This window comes from Corynebacterium sp. HFH0082 (assembly GCF_000411235.1).
In the GTDB taxonomy this organism is placed as follows: Bacteria; Actinomycetota; Actinomycetes; order Mycobacteriales; family Mycobacteriaceae; genus Corynebacterium; species Corynebacterium jeikeium_D.
In genome coordinates this window covers 1,759,749-1,776,001 of record NZ_KE150404.1, presented here as the reverse complement: position 1 = coordinate 1,776,001, position 16,253 = coordinate 1,759,749, and the positions used below count along the sequence as shown (strand labels likewise).

General features: G+C 57.9%; 13 protein-coding genes. 5 read left to right on the top strand and 8 right to left on the bottom strand.

Annotated features, from left to right (window positions below; all coding sequences use genetic code 11):
• Nucleotides 1–6 precede the first annotated feature (6 nt).
• Both HMPREF1206_RS07700 and HMPREF1206_RS07695 read left to right on the top strand, forming a co-directional pair.
• Nucleotides 7–2,283: a sensor histidine kinase gene (locus HMPREF1206_RS07700; RefSeq protein WP_016422760.1), complete on the top strand. Its 2,277-nt coding sequence runs from the start codon at nt 7–9 to the stop codon at nt 2,281–2,283.
• Nucleotides 2,276–3,034, top strand: a complete 759-nt coding sequence (locus HMPREF1206_RS07695) for a response regulator transcription factor (protein WP_016422759.1) — start codon at nt 2,276–2,278, stop codon at nt 3,032–3,034. The genes HMPREF1206_RS07700 and HMPREF1206_RS07695 overlap by 8 nt, the downstream gene beginning before the upstream one ends.
• Here HMPREF1206_RS07695 and HMPREF1206_RS07690 read toward each other — a convergent pair.
• Nucleotides 3,031–4,662 carry an ABC-F family ATP-binding cassette domain-containing protein gene (locus tag HMPREF1206_RS07690; protein WP_016422758.1) on the bottom strand — a complete coding sequence of 544 codons (1,632 nt, stop codon included), beginning with the start codon at nt 4,660–4,662 and terminating at the stop codon, nt 3,031–3,033. The genes HMPREF1206_RS07695 and HMPREF1206_RS07690 overlap by 4 nt on opposite strands.
• Before the next feature lie 20 nt (nt 4,663–4,682).
• Between HMPREF1206_RS07690 and HMPREF1206_RS07685 the strand changes: the two genes are divergently transcribed.
• Both HMPREF1206_RS07685 and HMPREF1206_RS07680 read left to right on the top strand, forming a co-directional pair.
• Nucleotides 4,683–5,891 carry a lycopene cyclase family protein gene (locus HMPREF1206_RS07685; protein ID WP_016422757.1) on the top strand — a complete coding sequence of 403 codons (1,209 nt, stop codon included), beginning with the start codon at nt 4,683–4,685 and terminating at the stop codon, nt 5,889–5,891.
• A gap of 98 nt (nt 5,892–5,989) precedes the next feature.
• Nucleotides 5,990–7,453 (top strand): amino acid permease, encoded by a 1,464-nt coding sequence (locus tag HMPREF1206_RS07680; protein ID WP_042388689.1) that lies wholly within the window; start codon nt 5,990–5,992, stop codon nt 7,451–7,453.
• A 405-nt stretch (nt 7,454–7,858) separates the two neighbouring features.
• On the opposite strand, the gene HMPREF1206_RS07675 is transcribed toward HMPREF1206_RS07680, so the two are convergent.
• From HMPREF1206_RS07675 to HMPREF1206_RS07645, 7 genes are all read right to left on the bottom strand, one after another.
• The gene (locus HMPREF1206_RS07675; protein WP_016422755.1) at nt 7,859–8,323 is read right to left on the bottom strand and encodes a metal-sulfur cluster assembly factor; all 465 of its coding nucleotides are present in this window, start codon (nt 8,321–8,323) and stop codon (nt 7,859–7,861) included.
• Nucleotides 8,316–8,831, bottom strand: a complete 516-nt coding sequence (gene sufU, locus HMPREF1206_RS07670) for a Fe-S cluster assembly sulfur transfer protein SufU (protein WP_016422754.1) — start codon at nt 8,829–8,831, stop codon at nt 8,316–8,318. The genes HMPREF1206_RS07675 and sufU overlap by 8 nt, the downstream gene beginning before the upstream one ends.
• 20 nt (nt 8,832–8,851) lie before the next feature.
• Nucleotides 8,852–10,105: a cysteine desulfurase gene (locus tag HMPREF1206_RS07665; protein ID WP_016422753.1), complete on the bottom strand. Its 1,254-nt coding sequence runs from the start codon at nt 10,103–10,105 to the stop codon at nt 8,852–8,854.
• Complete coding sequence (gene sufC, locus HMPREF1206_RS07660; RefSeq protein WP_016422752.1) at nt 10,098–10,859, bottom strand: Fe-S cluster assembly ATPase SufC; 762 nt, start codon at nt 10,857–10,859, stop codon at nt 10,098–10,100. The genes HMPREF1206_RS07665 and sufC overlap by 8 nt, the downstream gene beginning before the upstream one ends.
• 92 nt (nt 10,860–10,951) lie before the next feature.
• A complete protein-coding gene (gene sufD, locus HMPREF1206_RS07655; RefSeq protein WP_016422751.1) occupies nt 10,952–12,142 on the bottom strand; it encodes a Fe-S cluster assembly protein SufD in 1,191 nt (396 codons plus the stop codon).
• A gap of 5 nt (nt 12,143–12,147) precedes the next feature.
• The gene (sufB, locus tag HMPREF1206_RS07650; RefSeq protein ID WP_016422750.1) at nt 12,148–13,614 is read right to left on the bottom strand and encodes a Fe-S cluster assembly protein SufB; all 1,467 of its coding nucleotides are present in this window, start codon (nt 13,612–13,614) and stop codon (nt 12,148–12,150) included.
• The gene (locus tag HMPREF1206_RS07645) at nt 13,611–14,309 is read right to left on the bottom strand and encodes a metalloregulator ArsR/SmtB family transcription factor (protein WP_016422749.1); all 699 of its coding nucleotides are present in this window, start codon (nt 14,307–14,309) and stop codon (nt 13,611–13,613) included. Before HMPREF1206_RS07645 ends, sufB begins: the two co-directional genes overlap by 4 nt.
• A 185-nt stretch (nt 14,310–14,494) precedes the next feature.
• On the opposite strand from HMPREF1206_RS07645, the gene mptB reads away from it, so the two are divergent.
• Nucleotides 14,495–16,234, top strand: a complete 1,740-nt coding sequence (gene mptB, locus HMPREF1206_RS07640) for a polyprenol phosphomannose-dependent alpha 1,6 mannosyltransferase MptB (protein ID WP_016422748.1) — start codon at nt 14,495–14,497, stop codon at nt 16,232–16,234.
• The last annotated feature ends 19 nt before the right edge of the window (nt 16,235–16,253 follow it).

The following is a 16,253-nucleotide window of genomic DNA, read 5'->3' as shown; positions in this document are numbered from 1 at the left end:
TGTCGCATGGAGAGGTGGAATCCCGATTCGGCACTTGCCGGACAGTCACCATCAATTGAAATGTCTGTGCTGCGATCCGGCGCGATTATTATTGCCGTCACCGGCTTTTTGTGGCAGGTTGAATCGGCTGTTCGTTCTGTCCCCTTTGAAAACTTTCTGAGCCACTGGTTCCCTTTTGCATCACTGCTCATATTCATTCTCAGCGATATGTTGCTGATTTGGGCTGTGATTAATAATACGCGGCGAGGCCTTATTACCGCACTGCGTGTGCCGATGTACATCATGTTGGTTTTCCTGATGTTGGTTTCAACCTATTGGGATCTCCCTCATAACCTCGTTGGAAATGCGCTCTGGTATAGCCCATTTTCAGGTTTAGCCCTCGCTGCATTTGCTCTGACAGTGCCACTCCACATCAGTTTGTCCGTGATGGTATTTGTTCCCGGACTTATTGCGGTCATTAATTCGTGGTTGCTGGGACACACTTTTTGGCTCGACATGTTGTCGGATGTTGGTTTCAATCTCATCAACACTTTTCCATTTGTGATTATTGCAGGCTCTGCACAACCCGTCGCAAGGCTTATTGACTTCACCTACGAGAACTCTCGGAAGGTCAATGAGAGAGCGGAGCGTATGCGTGTCCGCGGCGAGGCGATGAGCAGCTTCAACGCCTATGTCCATGACTATGTATTGGCCGCACTGTCTGCAATCGGTAAGGGCTCTAAGATTGACTTCTCGCTAGACGAGCAGACTGGGCTGTTTTTCTCGCCTCGGCAAACAGTAAGCGGTAGAACTTTTGCTGAGGCTGTACGGGCGCAATTGATGTCGGTGAGCCCCGACATTTCGGTAACGCTAGACACCAGCGAAGAAGGCGGTCCAGTTCGGCTGCCAGGAGAAGTTGCTAACACGTTCCTATTAGCCGCAACCGAGGTGGCAAATAATGCCAAGCGTCACGCAGGTGCCGCAGCGGAAAAGAAATGCCACATTCGTGTTGCCTCGGGAGAGGTGTCCATTGATTTTCGTGACGATGGCACCGGGTTCGACCCCGAGGGAATTGACCCGCATCGTGCAGGTATCCGGTTGAGCGTTAAAGGGCGAATGGAGGCCCTTCGCGGTGGAGATGCTCTCGTTAATTCAAAGCCTGGGAAAGGTACTCAGGTTATTCTCAAATGGCACGGTAATACCTCTCCTGTGGAAGAGGAAGATGTAGTCGATTCCTCCGCTCACACGACATCGCTGTATGACCTCATGGGAATGTCAATTGTTTTTTCCTGGCAGTTCTACGGCGCGATCGTCGGCGTGTTGTTCATGGTTCTAGTCAGTAATGGACAATTATTTACCGCGGCCGGGCAAATCAGTCTGGCATTAGCGATCGGCCTTCTCGGGCTGATTATGTATGGCCGCCATTCACAATTGCCGTTAGCCCGTGCAATCGTAACTGGTGTCGCGATCGTTGTATTAGCTGTGGTGGGGCTCTACCAGCCCATTCCAAATAATTTGGAATGGTCGTATTTCTGGCACTTTAGCTTAATTTCTTTTGCATCTGCATTGCTCGCCATCCGCGGCCGCCCCTGGGTTGCGCTGAATTCAGTGCTCGGTGGCGCGATCATGGTGGAGCTTCTCAAGTTCTTCCCCTTTGCCCCCTCGGATACGACCCACATCAGTATCTCTGGAGTTGACCTGTTAGTTCGCTCCGTGATGTTGGTCGCGGGAATTTTGACGTCCATCATGGTCCGCTTTTTTATGCGCACCGTTCCGCAGTCTATTCAGGATTATAATCGTGCGCTGTACGCTGCCGGGGCCGCAAAAGAGTACGAAATTAGCAGCCAGAGTAACTACGAATGGCTGCAGCGCCGGGTCGGCCCCATTTTTAGCGCCGCTGCAGTTTTGGAAGAACCGACCCCGCGACTGCAGTTGCGTGCGCGGCTTACAGAGCAGCTTCTCCGAGACGTCCTACGTTCGCCGCATCTAAATGTTGGGTCCCTTCACCAAGCTGTTTGGGATGCCCGCGCAAGAGGTGTTCATGTCCGGCTCCTCGATGACCGCAATCACACGCAGGCCGTTTCCGATAGCACCGATGTGCGCCGTATTCCGCTTGTCGACGACGATTCCGCGGTGGCCAAGTTGATGCCGAACTTCCTCGAAGCAATCGATAACGCCGAAGAAGGATCGGTAACAATTCGCCTATTGCCCCCGGGCAGACGTGCATTTGCATCTATTTCTGATGACAATGGAGTGCAAAGGTTTGATGAAGCCGGTGAGAGGATAGTGATGTCACGTGACTAGGGAGAGTATTGCGGGAATGAGCAATGCTTCCATCGACGTCTCGGCTGCAATTGACTCCGACAACATCGGAGATTACAGCGTGCAGTCGGATCGTTTGCTTCGCGTTGCTGCGATTGATGATCATGCCTTGACTCTGCAGGGGCTCGAAACCCTGCTTTCTGCAGAGCCAGACTTTGAGCTCGTCGGCTGTTATCAAACTGTGCCGGAGCTACTGGCCGATGTGGGCACCGATGACCGCCTGGATGTGGTCGTGCTGGATCTACGGCTGGCGGATAATTCAGATCCAGCGCAGAACGTTCTGTCGCTGGAATTGGTTACCGATCACGTGCTCATCCTCTCGTCAGCTGAAAGCCCATACCTTGTCCGAAAGGCAGTGCGTACCGGAGTGATGGGGGTTGTGCAAAAATCGGAAACCCGGGAGACAATCGTGTCTGCAGTACGGCTGGCGGCACTTGGCAAGGGTGCGCTGACTACAGAATGGGCATCGGTAGTTGACTCTGATCCCCTGCTCGACTCTGTCGATTTGTCGGAACGCCAGCGTGAGGTACTGGAGCTTTACGCCTCCGGTGAGTCGACGAAGCGAGTCGCGTCGATGACAGGGCTGACACCGAACACCGTGTTGGACTACTTGGGTCGTATTCGAGCCAAGTATGCGGCAGCTGGCCGGGCCGAGAACAGCCTTAACAAGTCGGAGATGTATAGGCTCGCTCAGCAGGACGGTTACCTGCCAGGGCCAATGGATCCGTCTTAAGCCAGCTCGACGATTTCCATGTAGTCGTCGCTCCAGAGGTCTTCGGTGCCGTCGGGAAGCACGATGACGCGCTCGGGCTCTAGCGCCTTGACCGCACCTGGATCGTGGGTAACCAGAACGACGGCCCCGGTGTAAGTGCGAAGTGCATCGAGAACCTGTTCGCGGGACTGCGGGTCGAGGTTGTTAGTGGGCTCGTCGAGAAGCAGGACGTTTGCGCGGGAGCTAACCAGCGTCGCCAGCGCCAGACGTGTCTTCTCACCACCGGAGAGGGTTCCCGCTGGCTGCTGCAGCTTGTCGCCGGAGAACATAAAGGCACCGAGCAGGCTCCGCAGTTCCGGCTCGTTGACGTCAGGGCAGGCGTAGACCGTGTTTTCCCAGACAGTCTTGTCCGGGTCAATCGTGTCATGCTCCTGGGCGAAATAGCCGATGCGCAGGCCGTGGCCGGAGACAATGCCGCCTTCGCCATCGGTGCGCTCCACACCGGCGAGTAGCTTCAGCAGCGTCGTCTTACCAGCGCCATTGAAGCCGAGGACAACCACGCGGGACCCCTTGTCAATCGCAAGATCCACACCGGCGAAGACTTCCAACGAACCATACATCTTGGTCAGTCCCGTGGCGTTGAGCGGAGTCTTGCCACAGGGCGCCGGTTCTGGGAAGGAAATATGAGCGACCTTATCCTCGACACGGACTTCGTCGAGACTGTCCATCATGCGCTCAGCACGAGCCACCATCTGCTTGGCCGCACGGGCCTTCGTCGCCTTCGCGCCTAGCTTCTCGGCCTGCTTGCGCAGTGCGCTGGCCTTCTTCTCCGCGTTGGCGAACTCACGGCGACGTCGAGCCTCATCGGTCGCGCGTGCCGTCAGGTAGTTCTTCCAGCCCATGTTGTACACATCAGCTTCGGCGCGCACTGCATCGAGGAACCAGACTTTGTTACACACGGCCTCGAGCAGCTCGACATCGTGCGAAATCATAATCAAGCCGCCCTCATGCTTACTGAGGAATTCGCGCAGCCAGGTAATCGAATCCGCATCGAGGTGGTTCGTCGGTTCGTCGAGAAGCAGCGTCGTGGCGGACTTGCCCGAGCCTTCGGTAGCGGCGAAGAGAATCTGCGCAAGCTCGACGCGGCGGCGCTGACCACCCGAAAGCGTCTTCAGCGGCTGGTCGAGTACGCGCTCCGGCAACCCCAGCGCGTCGCAAATGCGGGCTGCCTCGGCGTTCGCCTCGTAGCCGCCGAGGTCGTGGTAGCGCTCCTCGAGACGCGAAAACTTCCTAATCGCCGCATCGCGCTTGGTGTCAGTGGTCGCGGTCTCCATGATCTCCTGTTGGCGATCCATGCTGCGGCGGATTTGGTCAAGACCTCGCGCCGACAGCACACGGTCGCGGGCGGAGATGTCGATGTTGCCCTCGCGCGAGTCCTGTGGCAGGTAACCAATCAAGCCAGAGCGCACTACTGAACCGCCGTAGGGTTCAGTTTCACCGGAGAGAATACGCATAGTCGTCGTTTTGCCAGCACCATTTCGCCCGACGAGTCCAATCCGGTCTCCCGGCTGGACGCGCAGCTGCTCACCCGGCGCAGTGAGCAGGGTACGGGCGCCGACTCGGACTTCAAGGTCATGGGTCACAATCACGAACGAGTAGCCTACCAGTTATGACTTCATTTCCCGTGACCGCCTCCGTCGTCGGCCTCGGACCCGCCGGAAGAATCGCCGCCCACCGTGCATCCGCTCGCGGCTGGGATGTCACCGCTTATGACCCAGCCGGTGGCACACTGCCCTCGACGATTGGTCTCTGGTGCGACCAACTCCCCGACTGGTTGCCCAGCGACTTCCTCGCCGCCACCTTTCAACCCAGCGTCATTCTTGCCGACGGCACCGAACGTCAGCTCGCCCGCAACTACGGCGTTGTTAACAAGGACTGCCTGCAAGAACTTGGCGGTTTCCACATCGAACGCCGCGCACTCACCGATTCCGAAACCACGGGTACTGACATCACAATTGTCACCACCGGGCGCACGCACGCCGCAGTCGGGCGAGGTGGGCAGGTACGGCAGCTCGCCATCGGGCACATCTTTTCGCTTGACGACGTCCCCAGCGCCCACCGCCGCGCAGTTTTCATGGACTTCACTCCGGCTGAACCGGTTGACCCAGCGACAGAGCCGGCTAGTTTCTCCTATCGCATTTTCTTGGATGACAGGACCTTCCTCATTGAAGAGACCATTCTCGCTACTCCGACTCCTATGGTTGACGGGTATCGTGGCGAAGCCGGTGCGCCAGTCGGCAGCGGCGGTGAGGCCGATGACTCCGTACTTCTAGCGCTGTTGCGTAGACGCCAAAGTGCACGGTTGAAGTCCCTGGGGCTTTCGGAAGATCTGGCCATCGACGAAGAAGTGGTGTCCTTTCCCCTACTGGCAAACCTTCCCTCTCGCCGCGGTGACGTGACGCACAGTGGACCATCCATGGGCACTCTCTTCGGCTTTGCTGGTGGTTGGATGCATCCTGCCACTGGTTACTCGGTGGGTTCGGTTATCGAAGATGTCGACCGCTTCTTGGCCGATATGGAAAAGAAGGGAAGCCGGACGCTGGGGACGTCGTTAAGCATGCGATTGCAGCGATGGCTACGCGAACGTGGGCTCGCGGCGTTGCTGGGGTTCGATGCACGACAGACGGGTGCGTTTTTCCGGGCGTTCTTTTCGTTGCCGGAGAAGGACATTTTTGCCTATTTGATAGGGACATCCCCACTGACGACGCTTCGCGCTATGGCGAAAGTGGCCGTGCCTTTGCTGAAAATGAGTCCGCGTACGTGCGGAAAGCTCATCGCTGGGTTTGTGCGGGGACCTGGGAGATGGAGAACTCGTTGACCGGGAGCATATACATCAGCCGATTTGTGGGGTGATACCAACAATTAAAGCGGTGTGGTTTTTGCATTCACCGGAGTACAAACGCTTATGATAAATGAATGACTTCGACGCAATCTGAGGAGACTTCCTCACAAAACCATAAGCTTCAGCGCAGGCTGAGAGCTCGCCACCTGAACATGATTGCCATTGGTGGTGCCATTGGTACGGGCCTGTTTGTTGCCTCCGGTGCGACCATTTCGCAGGCCGGTCCAGGCGGTGCGCTTATCGCTTACGCTCTTATCGGCATCATGGTGTGGCTGGTTATGCAGTCTCTCGGCGAGATGGCCGCTTACCTGCCGGTGCCCGGTTCCTTCCAGGAGTACGGTCGCCGATACGTCTCAGAATCCTTCGGCTTTGCCATGGGCTGGAACTACTGGTTTAACTGGGCGATTACTGTGGCCGCAGAGCTCGTCGCTGCTGCGCTGGTGATGCGCTATTGGTTCCCGGATGTGCCTTCAATCATCTGGTCCGCGCTCTTCCTCGCGATTCTATTCGGGCTGAATGCCCTGTCCGCACGTGCATTCGGCGAGGGTGAGTTTTGGTTTGCGACCATCAAGGTCATTACCGTCATCGTCTTCCTCGTTCTTGGTGTCGGCATGATTTTCGGCATCTTGGGCGGGTCCTCCCCCGGCTTCGAAAACTGGACCACGGGCGACGCCCCATTCGTCAATGGCGGAATGGGACTGTTGGCTGTCTTCGTCGTAGCCGGATACTCCTTCCAGGGCACCGAGATGGTTGGTGTAGCAGCAGGTGAGGCCGAGGATCCTGAGCGTACGATTCCCCGCGCGATTCGCACTATCTTCTGGCGTATCCTGCTGTTCTACATCGGTGCCATCGCTGTTATTGGTTTCCTTATTGCGTACACGGACCCGAATCTTCTGAACGCCGCCGAGGACAACATTTCCATTTCACCGTTCACCCTGGTCTTTGAACGCGCAGGTATCGCGATTGCCGCTGGCCTGATGAACGCTGTCATTCTGACTTCGGTCTTGTCCGCGGGTAACTCCGGTATGTATGTGTCCACTCGTATGCTGTTTTCCCTGGCCCGCCAGGGACACGCTCCGCGTTACTTCGGCAAGCTTTCCGGGCACGGCGTTCCGCTGCGCGCTCTGATTGCCACCGCTGTGATCGGTATGGCTGGCTTCATTACTTCATTGGTAGGCGATGGCGTGGCGTACACCTTCTTGTTGACACTTTCTGCGCTCGCGGGCTTTATCACCTGGTTTGGCATCTCTTACAGTCACTACCGCTTCCGCAAGTGTCTGAAGGCCCAGAACATCCCGTTGGGTTCGCTTCCCTACAAGGCGAACTTTTTCCCTGCCGGTGCTGTGCTGGCACTGATTATGTGCTTCTTTGTGGTGGCCGGACAGGCACTTGATCCGATCCGCACTGGCGAAAATATCTTCGCTATCCTCACTCCGTACCTGGGTATTCCGGTATTCGTCCTGCTGTGGTTCATCCATAAGAAGGTCACGGGCTCCAAGCTCGTTGACCCGGCCACCGCAGACATGAGTCGCGAATAGCTGCGAAGAGCTGTGAATAGATGCGAGTAGCTATGCATCTCGCATCTAACTCTCACAACTTGGATTAGCAGTCGAAGACAATAGCGACCCCGCTTGGCACTTTTCAGTGCCAGGTGGGGTCGTTTTTAACTCCGAGTCGGACAGCTTGAAAAAATTGCGGGGATGCTCGTGTGAATACGGGCTGCAGATGTGAAACTGTGCAAGTTTATGACGCTTTCAGGCCATTTTTTGAGCCATTTTTGACATAAATGCAGTCAGTAACTCGCATCGCCCTACCGATCCCGGCCATAAACGCAGTCAGCAACTCAAAAAACAAACGAAAAAGTGCCTAGCTGAACGAGCCAGGAGCTCGTCGCCAAGCACTTTTAACGTAGCGGTTCTCTAATCACCGCTGTCACTGATCATCTAGACCGAGAAGCCGAGAGCGCGCATCTGCTCGCGGCCGTCCTCAGTGATCATGTGTGGGCCCCATGCCGGAGACCAGACCCAGTTGAGGCGGAAGTCGCGGATACCCTCGACCTTCATAACCTCGGAGGCAGTCTGGTCGGTGAGCATATCGGTCAGCGGGCAGGCCGGGGACGTGAGTGTCATGAAGATAGCGGCAATGTCGCCTTCTTCAATCCAGATGTCATATACCAGGCCCAGGTCCACGACGTTGACTCCGAGTTCCGGATCAACAACCTCGTACATTGCCTCTTCAACCTGGATGGCCAGCTTGTTATCGGCTTCGGTCTGCTCCGGTGCCGGCGGGACGGTGATGGACTCGTACGCATCCCCCTCATCAATGGGAGCACCAGTAGTCATGGTGTCCTCGTCGACAGCATCAGGCTGTGCGGGCGAGGTGGCGTCATTAGCGATTGGTTCAGTCATGGCGATGGCCTTCCTCGTCATTGGTAACGGTTACAGTCGCGGTACCAACGCCGTTGCCTTCAGCAGCGTTGGCCAGGGCCTCAGCGGTTGCGGCCTGGAAAGCTTTCCATCCGAGAAGTGCGCACTTCACGCGGGCGGGGTACTTAGAAACTCCAGCGAAGGCAATCCCATCGCCGATAATGTCCTCATCGCCCTCAATCTTGCCTCGGGAGGTGACCATCTTCTCGAACTCGGCAAGCTTGGCCATGGCCTCGTCGACAGTCTTGCCGACAATCTCCTCAGCCATAACTGAGGTAGAGGCTTGCGAGATAGAACAGCCCACGGCGTCATAGGAGACGTCATTGACGACGGTGAGGTCGTCGTTCAGAGTGACGCGAAGCGTGAGTTCATCGCCACACGACGGGTTGACGTGATGCACTTCCGTATTGAAAGGCTCCCGCAAACCCGCATGCTGCGGATGCTTGTAGTGATCCAGGATAACTTCCTGGTACATCTGCTCGAGCTTCATGTCCTTCTCCTTTCTTAAAGTTACGGGGTGACACCGAAGAACTTCTGTGCATGGCGCACTGCGTCGGCAAGCGCCTGAACGTCCTCTTCCGTGTTGTAGATGTAGAAGGATGCCCGGGCGGTCGACTGGGCGTTGAGGATCTGGTGAATCGGCCACGCGCAATGGTGACCGACGCGGATGCACACGCCCTGGTCGTCTAAAACCTGGCCAAGATCGTGCGGGTGAATGCCCTCGACCTTGAAGGAGACTGCAGAGCCACGCTGTTCTGGAGTAGTCGGACCGATGATGGTCACGCCATCAATTTCCTGCAGCTTCTCCAGTGCGAGCGCGGTCAGGTGGTGCTCATGAGCAGCTACCTTATCCATACCGATGGCATCCAGGTACTTCACCGCAGCACCCAGGCCGACGACCTGGGAGGTCATCATGGTACCCGCCTCGAAGCGCTGCGGAGGCGCCGCGAAGGTGGTCTTCTCCATGGTGACGACCTCAATCATCGAGCCACCAGTGAGGAACGGCGGCAGTGCCTCGAGCAGTTCCCGGCGACCGTAGAGCGCGCCGACCCCGTTGGGGCCGAGCATCTTGTGGCCGGAGAACGCCAGGAAGTCCACATCGAGCTCCTTGACGTCGACAGGCATATGCGGCACCGACTGGCAGGCATCGAGGACTACCAGCGCTCCGACCTCGCGAGCACGGCGCACCATTTCCTTCACATCGGTTACTGCACCGGTGACGTTTGACTGATGGGTAAAGGCCACAACTTTGGTCTTCTCGCTGAGCTCCAGCGAGTCCATATCAATGCGGCCGTCTTCAGTCACGCCATACCAACGCAGTGTCGCACCAGTGCGGCGAGCCAGCTCCTGCCACGGCACCAAGTTCGCGTGATGCTCCAGCTCAGTGACGACAATCTCGTCACCCTCGCCGACCTGGTACTGACCTGCGCGGTCGTCGCCAAGCACGAATGCCACTGTGTTCAACGCTTCGGTGGCGTTCTTGGTGAAGACCAGCTCGTCATAGTCGGCGCCGATGAAGCCTGCAATGGCTTCGCGGGCATCTTCGTAGGCGTCCGTGGCCTCCTCAGCAATCTCGTAGGCACCGCGGTGCACCGGTGCATTGTGGTGGGTTAGGAACTCCACCTCAGCATCGATGACTTGCTTGGGGCGCTGCGAGGTCGCTCCGGAATCCAGGTAGACCAGCCGCTTTCCGTCACGGACAGTGCGCGACAGAATCGGAAAGTCCTCGCGGAGTGATGGGCTGAGTAGTTCGGCGTTAGGCATTGATGTACTTCTCGTAGCCGTGCTCTTCCAGCTCGTCTGCAAGCTCCGGGCCACCGGAGGTGATGAAGCGACCATCGTGGAAGACGTGGACGAAGTCCGGCTTCACGTAGTTCAGGATGCGCTGGTAGTGAGTAATGATCAGAATGCCGCCGTCGTTTTCGTCCTGGTAGCGGTTAATGCCGTCAGAGACAACGCGCAGAGCGTCGACGTCCAGGCCGGAGTCGGTCTCGTCCAGGATGGCGAACTTCGGCTTCAGCAGGTCGAGCTGCAGAATCTCGTGACGCTTCTTCTCGCCACCGGAGAAGCCCTCGTTGACGGAGCGCTCGGAGAACGACGAATCGATCTCCAGGTCAGCCATTGCCTCACGGACCTCCTTGACCCAGTGGCGCAGCTTCGGAGCCTCGCCGCGGACAGCGGTTGCTGCAGAGCGCAGGAAGTTGGACATGGACACGCCGGTGACCTCGACCGGGTACTGCATTGCCAGGAAGAGCCCAGCGCGAGCGCGCTCGTCGACGCTCATCTCCAGCACGTTTTCGCCGTCGAGGAGAATCTCGCCCTCGGTGACTTCGTAACGCGGGTGACCTGCGATGGTGTAGCTCAGGGTGGATTTACCAGAGCCGTTCGGCCCCATCACAGCGTGGGTTTCGCCGGAGTTGATCGTCAGGTTGACGCCCTTCAAAATCTCCTTGGGCTCGGCGGACTCATCGGTCGGCAGCACCTGCGCGTGGAGGTTACGGATTTCCAAAGTGCTCATAGTGAAATCTTTTCCTTTAATCGGTGTAAGTGGCCTGTCCCCCGGCACTTCCGGGTTGACAGGACGGAAAGGGTGAGAAAGAAGATAAGCGGTTAGAAGCCAGCGGTGTTGAGCTCTTCGTCAACGAGCTTTTCAAGCTTCTCGCGAACGGACTCGACCGGAATCAGGTTGATGACCTCGCTGAAGAAGCCGCGAACCACCAGACGGCGAGCGGCCAGCTCCGGAATACCGCGCGAGAGCAGGTAGAAGAGCTGTTCCTCGTCGAAGCGGCCAACGGTGGCAGCGTGCCCAGCACCGGCAATCTCACCGGTTTCAATTTCCAGGTTCGGAACTGCGTCGGCACGCGCGCCTTCGGTGAGCAGCAGGTTGCGGTTGAGCTCGTAGGTGTCGGTGCCCGTCGCTTCTGCACGAATGAGCACGTCTCCCACCCACGCGGTGCGGGCCTCACGATGAGCGACATTCGGCTCGCCCTGCAGCGCGCCCTTGTACATCACGTTGGAGCGGCAGTTCGGCACAGCGTGGTCGACCAGCATGCGGTTTTCAAAGTACTGACCGGCATCAGCGAAGTACACGCCCAGCAGATCGACGTCGCCGCCGGGTGCCGTGAAAGCAACGCGCGGAACGATACGGACAACCTCGCCGCCAAACGTTGCGACAGTGTGGCGCAGCGTAGCATCGCGGCCGACACGAACGTGGTGCGCAGAGCCATGAACGGCATCTTCGTTCCAGTTCACCATGGTCACGACGCCCAGCTTGGCGCCGTCGCCGATTACGAACTCGATGTTGTCCGCGAACGTGCCACTGCCTCGGTAGTTAATGACGCAGACGGCCTCGGCATGGGACTGCACGTCAATGACAATGTGGCCGTAGGACACCTTGTCCTCGCCCGGACCATCGATGTCGATGACGACAGGCTCCTTGGACACCGAGTTCTTCGCGAAGGTCACGATGTGCGCATCGTCGAAGTTGGAGTACGCCTGTGCTGCCACGCGGTCCGTTGGGGCGCCGGCGCGACCAAGGCGCTCGTCGTCACGCTTGACGACGTCCACAGCGACGCCATCCTGACCAGCAGTCTCGACCGAAATTGAGGCTGCAACCGGCTCTGCTGCGGTGCCGTTGTGGAGACCGCGGAGCTTACGCAGCGGCGTGAACTTCCACTCTTCATCCTTGCCATGCGGCACGGCGAAGTCCTCCACGTTGAAGGATGAGAAAACGTCGCCCTTGTTCGCCAGCACGCGACGGCTATGAGCAGCCTGGTTTTCGTTGTTAATCGTCGTAGTCATTGGTATTAACCGACCGAACCTTCCATCTGCAGTTCAATGAGGCGGTTGAGCTCGAGGGCGTATTCCATCGGGAGCTCCTTGGCGATGGGCTCGACAAAGCCGCGCACGACCATGGCCATTGCATCTTCTTCTTCGATGCCGCGACTCATCAGGTAGAAAAGCTGATCGTCAGAGACCTTGGAAACCGTTGCCTCGTGGCCGAGGGTGACGTCGTCCTCGCGGACATCCACGTATGGGTACGTGTCCGAACGTGAAATCGTGTCCACCAGGAGTGCGTCACACTCGACGTTGGAGTGCGAGTGCTTGGCACCCTTGTTGACCTGCACCAGACCGCGGTAGGCAGCGCGGCCACCGTTGCGGGCCACGGACTTGGACACGATGTTGGAGCTCGTGTGCGGAGCCATGTGCACCATCTTGGCGCCGGTGTCCTGGAACTGGCCCTCGCCAGCCATAGCCACGGACAGCACCTCGCCCTTGGCATGCGGACCGGTCATCCACACTGCCGGGTACTTCATGGTGACCTTGGAACCGATGTTGCCGTCAATCCACTCCATGGTTGCGCCCTCTTCGCACTTGGTGCGCTTGGTAACCAGGTTGTAGACGTTGTTCGACCAGTTCTGGATCGTGGTGTAGCGGCAGCGGCCACCCTTCTTCACGATGATCTCCACAACAGCCGAGTGCAGCGAGTCGGACTTGTAAATCGGAGCGGTACAGCCCTCGACGTAGTGCACGTAGGCATCTTCGTCGACAATAATGAGCGTGCGCTCGAACTGTCCCATGTTTTCCGTGTTGATACGGAAGTATGCCTGCAGCGGGATGTCCACGTGGACGCCCTTCGGCACGTAAATGAAGGAGCCGCCGGACCAGACTGCGGTGTTAAGAGCGGAGAACTTGTTGTCACCGGACGGAATGACGGTGCCGAAGTACTCCTTAAACAGCTCCGGGTGCTCCTTGAGAGCGGTGTCGGTGTCCAGGAAGATAACGCCCTGGGCCTCCAGATCCTCGCGAATCTGGTGGTAGACAACCTCAGACTCGTACTGAGCGGCGACACCTGCGACCAGGCGCTGCTTCTCAGCCTCCGGAATGCCGAGCTTGTCGTAGGTGTTCTTAATATCCTCCGGCAGGTCTTCCCAGGTCTGGGCCTGCTTCTCGGTGGAGCGAACGAAGTACTTAATGTTGTCGAAGTCGATGCCCGACAGATCCGCGCCCCAGGTGGGCAGCGGCTTGCGGTCGAAGATTTCCAAAGCCTTCAAGCGACGTTCAAGCATCCACTCCGGCTCGTTCTTCTTAGCCGAAATATCGCGAACGACCGCTTCAGACAGGCCACGCTTCGCGGAAGCGCCAGCGGTATCCGGGTCGTGCCAACCGAACTGGTAGGCACCAATGGACTCGATAATCTCTTCGTCAGTCTGCGGAGTGGCAGCCTTCGTGGATTCAGCCACGTCGGTGGAGTTCTCATGGGCGAGGGTCATTCTCCGCTCCTTTCTTGTGGCGATTCAGTAAGTGTCTTTGTTACGGGAGTGAGTGGGATATTCGTAGTGCAGATACCGTTTCCATCAGCGATAGTCGCCAACGGTTGGGTGTGCTGACCTAATAATTTACTAACGGCTTCATGCTCCGCCGCGCAGAGCTCCGGAAACTCGGAGGCTACGTGGCTAATTGGGCAATGGTGCTGGCAAATCTGCACGCCGCCAGTGTTCTGGTTGATAGTTGCCGCGTACCCGGCCCGTCGGAAAGCATCGACGACGGCCTCTACGACCTCTTCCTTCTCTGCGTACTGCCCCACTGGGGTGACGCCGAGCAGAATGTCATCAATGCGCTGACGGGCAAACTGGGCAACTGCCTGCTCACCACCGGCCTTGCGCAGTGCGGTCAGAGCTGCACTGGCAAGATCGTCGTAAGCGTGCCCGAATCTAGCGCGGCCCCGATCTGTCAGGCGATAGGACTTTGCTGGCCTGCCTCGGCCCCGGGGGCCGGTGCTGGGTGCCGGAGCGGTTTCGGCAAGACCTTCGTCCACCAGAATGTCAATATGACGGCGGACGCCTGCAGCGGATAGTCCCAGGGTGTCTGCGATAAAAGTCGCGGACGCCGGGTTGTGTTCCAGAAGCAATTGGAGAATGCGCTTGCGCGTATCACCATCATTGACTGTCGGCTTCCGATCTGCCATGACTGGTGAGTCACCTCCTGCGATTGGACTGCTGGATAATAATGGGTGTCTAGGTGGCTCAGCGAGGCAAGTATCCCACTTGCGCCGCTGGTGTATTAGACAACATAATTGTGTCGTAATTGGGCCACAATGTCCAACGCATTTAAATATCAATGCAACGTCGCTGATTAGAACGCCCTTTCGGCGTGTCGAATCGTCTACTATGTGACCTTGTGAAAACTAACCGACCTACCTCGCGCCGCTCGTCCACCTTCGACGACGCTCTCGGGGTGCGTGACGCCATTCCGAAAATTGGTCTGGCCGGTTCTAGGTCGGCAACCCTCCACCAGGGCTCAGAACAGCCGCTCCAACACCGCATCAATTACCGCGAACTCCGACGCTTCACCTGGTTGCGTTGGCTGGGTACTCTCGGGGCGGTCTTTATTATGGTCGCCGGGATTGGCGCAGGCGCGACACCGGTGGTTGGAAATGAGTTTTGGGGTACACCACTTGGGCTAATCCTCGGTCGAATGTTGGTGGCAACGACAATCGTCACCTTCGTGGGCATTGGCATGTTAGTCACAGCCTGGTTGGGTGTCGGCGCTTTCGTTCTGGCCGGTGCGCGGACTCGTGTCACCGCAGTGACTACTCCGATGCTCATACGCACCTACGCGGCATGGGTATTGCCCTTGATGTTTACCGCTCCCCTGTTTACACAGGATATCTATTCCTATTTGGCGCAGGCTGCAATTGTGGAGCGGGGTATGGATCCCTACCTCGCAGGGCCTGTTGACCTATTGGGAGCCAACGACCCACTTGCCCGATCGGTGCCATTGATTTGGTCGCACTCTCCGAGCCCATACGGTCCCACGGCCCTCGCAGTGGCATGGGGTATCGCCAAGATAACCAGCGACGGGGTAATCGCTTCCGTCTTTCTGCATCGACTCGTCGCCATTGTTTCGCTTCTCGTGGTGTCCTGGGCGCTGGTGCAGCTTGGTCGCCGCTGCGGCGTTAGCTCTCAGTTCACCCTCTGGCTGGGCACGCTCAATCCGCTGGTATTGCTGCACCTGGTGGGCGGTATCCACAATGAGGCCCTGCTGCTGGCTCTCCTGCTCGTTGGTCTCGAACTGTGTCTGCGAGCTATCCACGGCCCTGCGCAATCGATGGTGCCCGATGAGCTGCCAGAACCCGGACCAATCGGACACGAGAACCAAAGCCGAGGTAGATCGTGGGCGCTGTATGCAGGCGGTATCGTGCTCATCAGTCTCGCCGGAATGGTCAAAGTCACTGGTTTTGTGGCGCTCGGCTTCGCCGGCATGTGGCTGGCCCGAAAGTTTGGCAGCACCTGGAAGGCCGTTGTTCTTTCCGCGGTAGTGACGGGCGCAATAACCGTCGTCACGGCAGTCGTTGTTTCCTTAGGAACTGGTCTGGGCTTTGGTTGGATCACCGCGCAGGGTGGCGCCGCAACGGTGCGCAGTTGGATGTCGTTGACTACCCTGCTCGGGATTATCGCTGGTTTCTTCGGCAGGCTTCTGGGGCTCGGCGATATCAGCGACAGTGCTTTGCTGTTTACCCGCGGCATTGGCGTAGTGCTGGTGGCTGCCTGGCTCCTGCGCATGCTGTTAGCGACGTTCCGTGGTCGCATTCACCCGCTCGGTGGCTACGGCCTGGCGATGTTCGCTCTAGTAATCCTCTTCCCCGTCGTGCACCCCTGGTACCTGCTATGGGCCATCGTGCCCCTGTCCGCTTGGGCCAACCGGGTACAATTTCGCATTGCCGTGGTTCTGTACTCGGCAATTTTCAGTTTTGTAGTACTACCACGCGGCCTGGGGTTGCCTCCGGGCACCGTCGCTCAGATTTACCTACTGGCGTTGGTATTCTTCGTCGCAGTCATGTTCGTCATCTTGGCGTACTCGACGCGATCTAAGGTATTTCGCCTTCATTAAAACTGTGAGATTAGACTGA

Coding starts and splice junctions, on each gene's coding strand:
- HMPREF1206_RS07700 (WP_016422760.1), top strand. CDS start 7: ATGGAGAGGTGGAATCCCGATTCGGCACTTGCCGGACAGTCACCATCA.
- HMPREF1206_RS07675 (WP_016422755.1), bottom strand. CDS start 8,323: ATGACTGAACCAATCGCTAATGACGCCACCTCGCCCGCACAGCCTGAT.
- HMPREF1206_RS07685 (WP_016422757.1), top strand. CDS start 4,683: ATGACTTCATTTCCCGTGACCGCCTCCGTCGTCGGCCTCGGACCCGCC.
- sufC (WP_016422752.1), bottom strand. CDS start 10,859: ATGAGCACTTTGGAAATCCGTAACCTCCACGCGCAGGTGCTGCCGACC.
- sufB (WP_016422750.1), bottom strand. CDS start 13,614: ATGACCCTCGCCCATGAGAACTCCACCGACGTGGCTGAATCCACGAAG.
- sufU (WP_016422754.1), bottom strand. CDS start 8,831: ATGAAGCTCGAGCAGATGTACCAGGAAGTTATCCTGGATCACTACAAG.
- HMPREF1206_RS07680 (WP_042388689.1), top strand. CDS start 5,990: ATGACTTCGACGCAATCTGAGGAGACTTCCTCACAAAACCATAAGCTT.
- HMPREF1206_RS07665 (WP_016422753.1), bottom strand. CDS start 10,105: ATGCCTAACGCCGAACTACTCAGCCCATCACTCCGCGAGGACTTTCCG.
- HMPREF1206_RS07645 (WP_016422749.1), bottom strand. CDS start 14,309: ATGGCAGATCGGAAGCCGACAGTCAATGATGGTGATACGCGCAAGCGC.
- sufD (WP_016422751.1), bottom strand. CDS start 12,142: ATGACTACGACGATTAACAACGAAAACCAGGCTGCTCATAGCCGTCGC.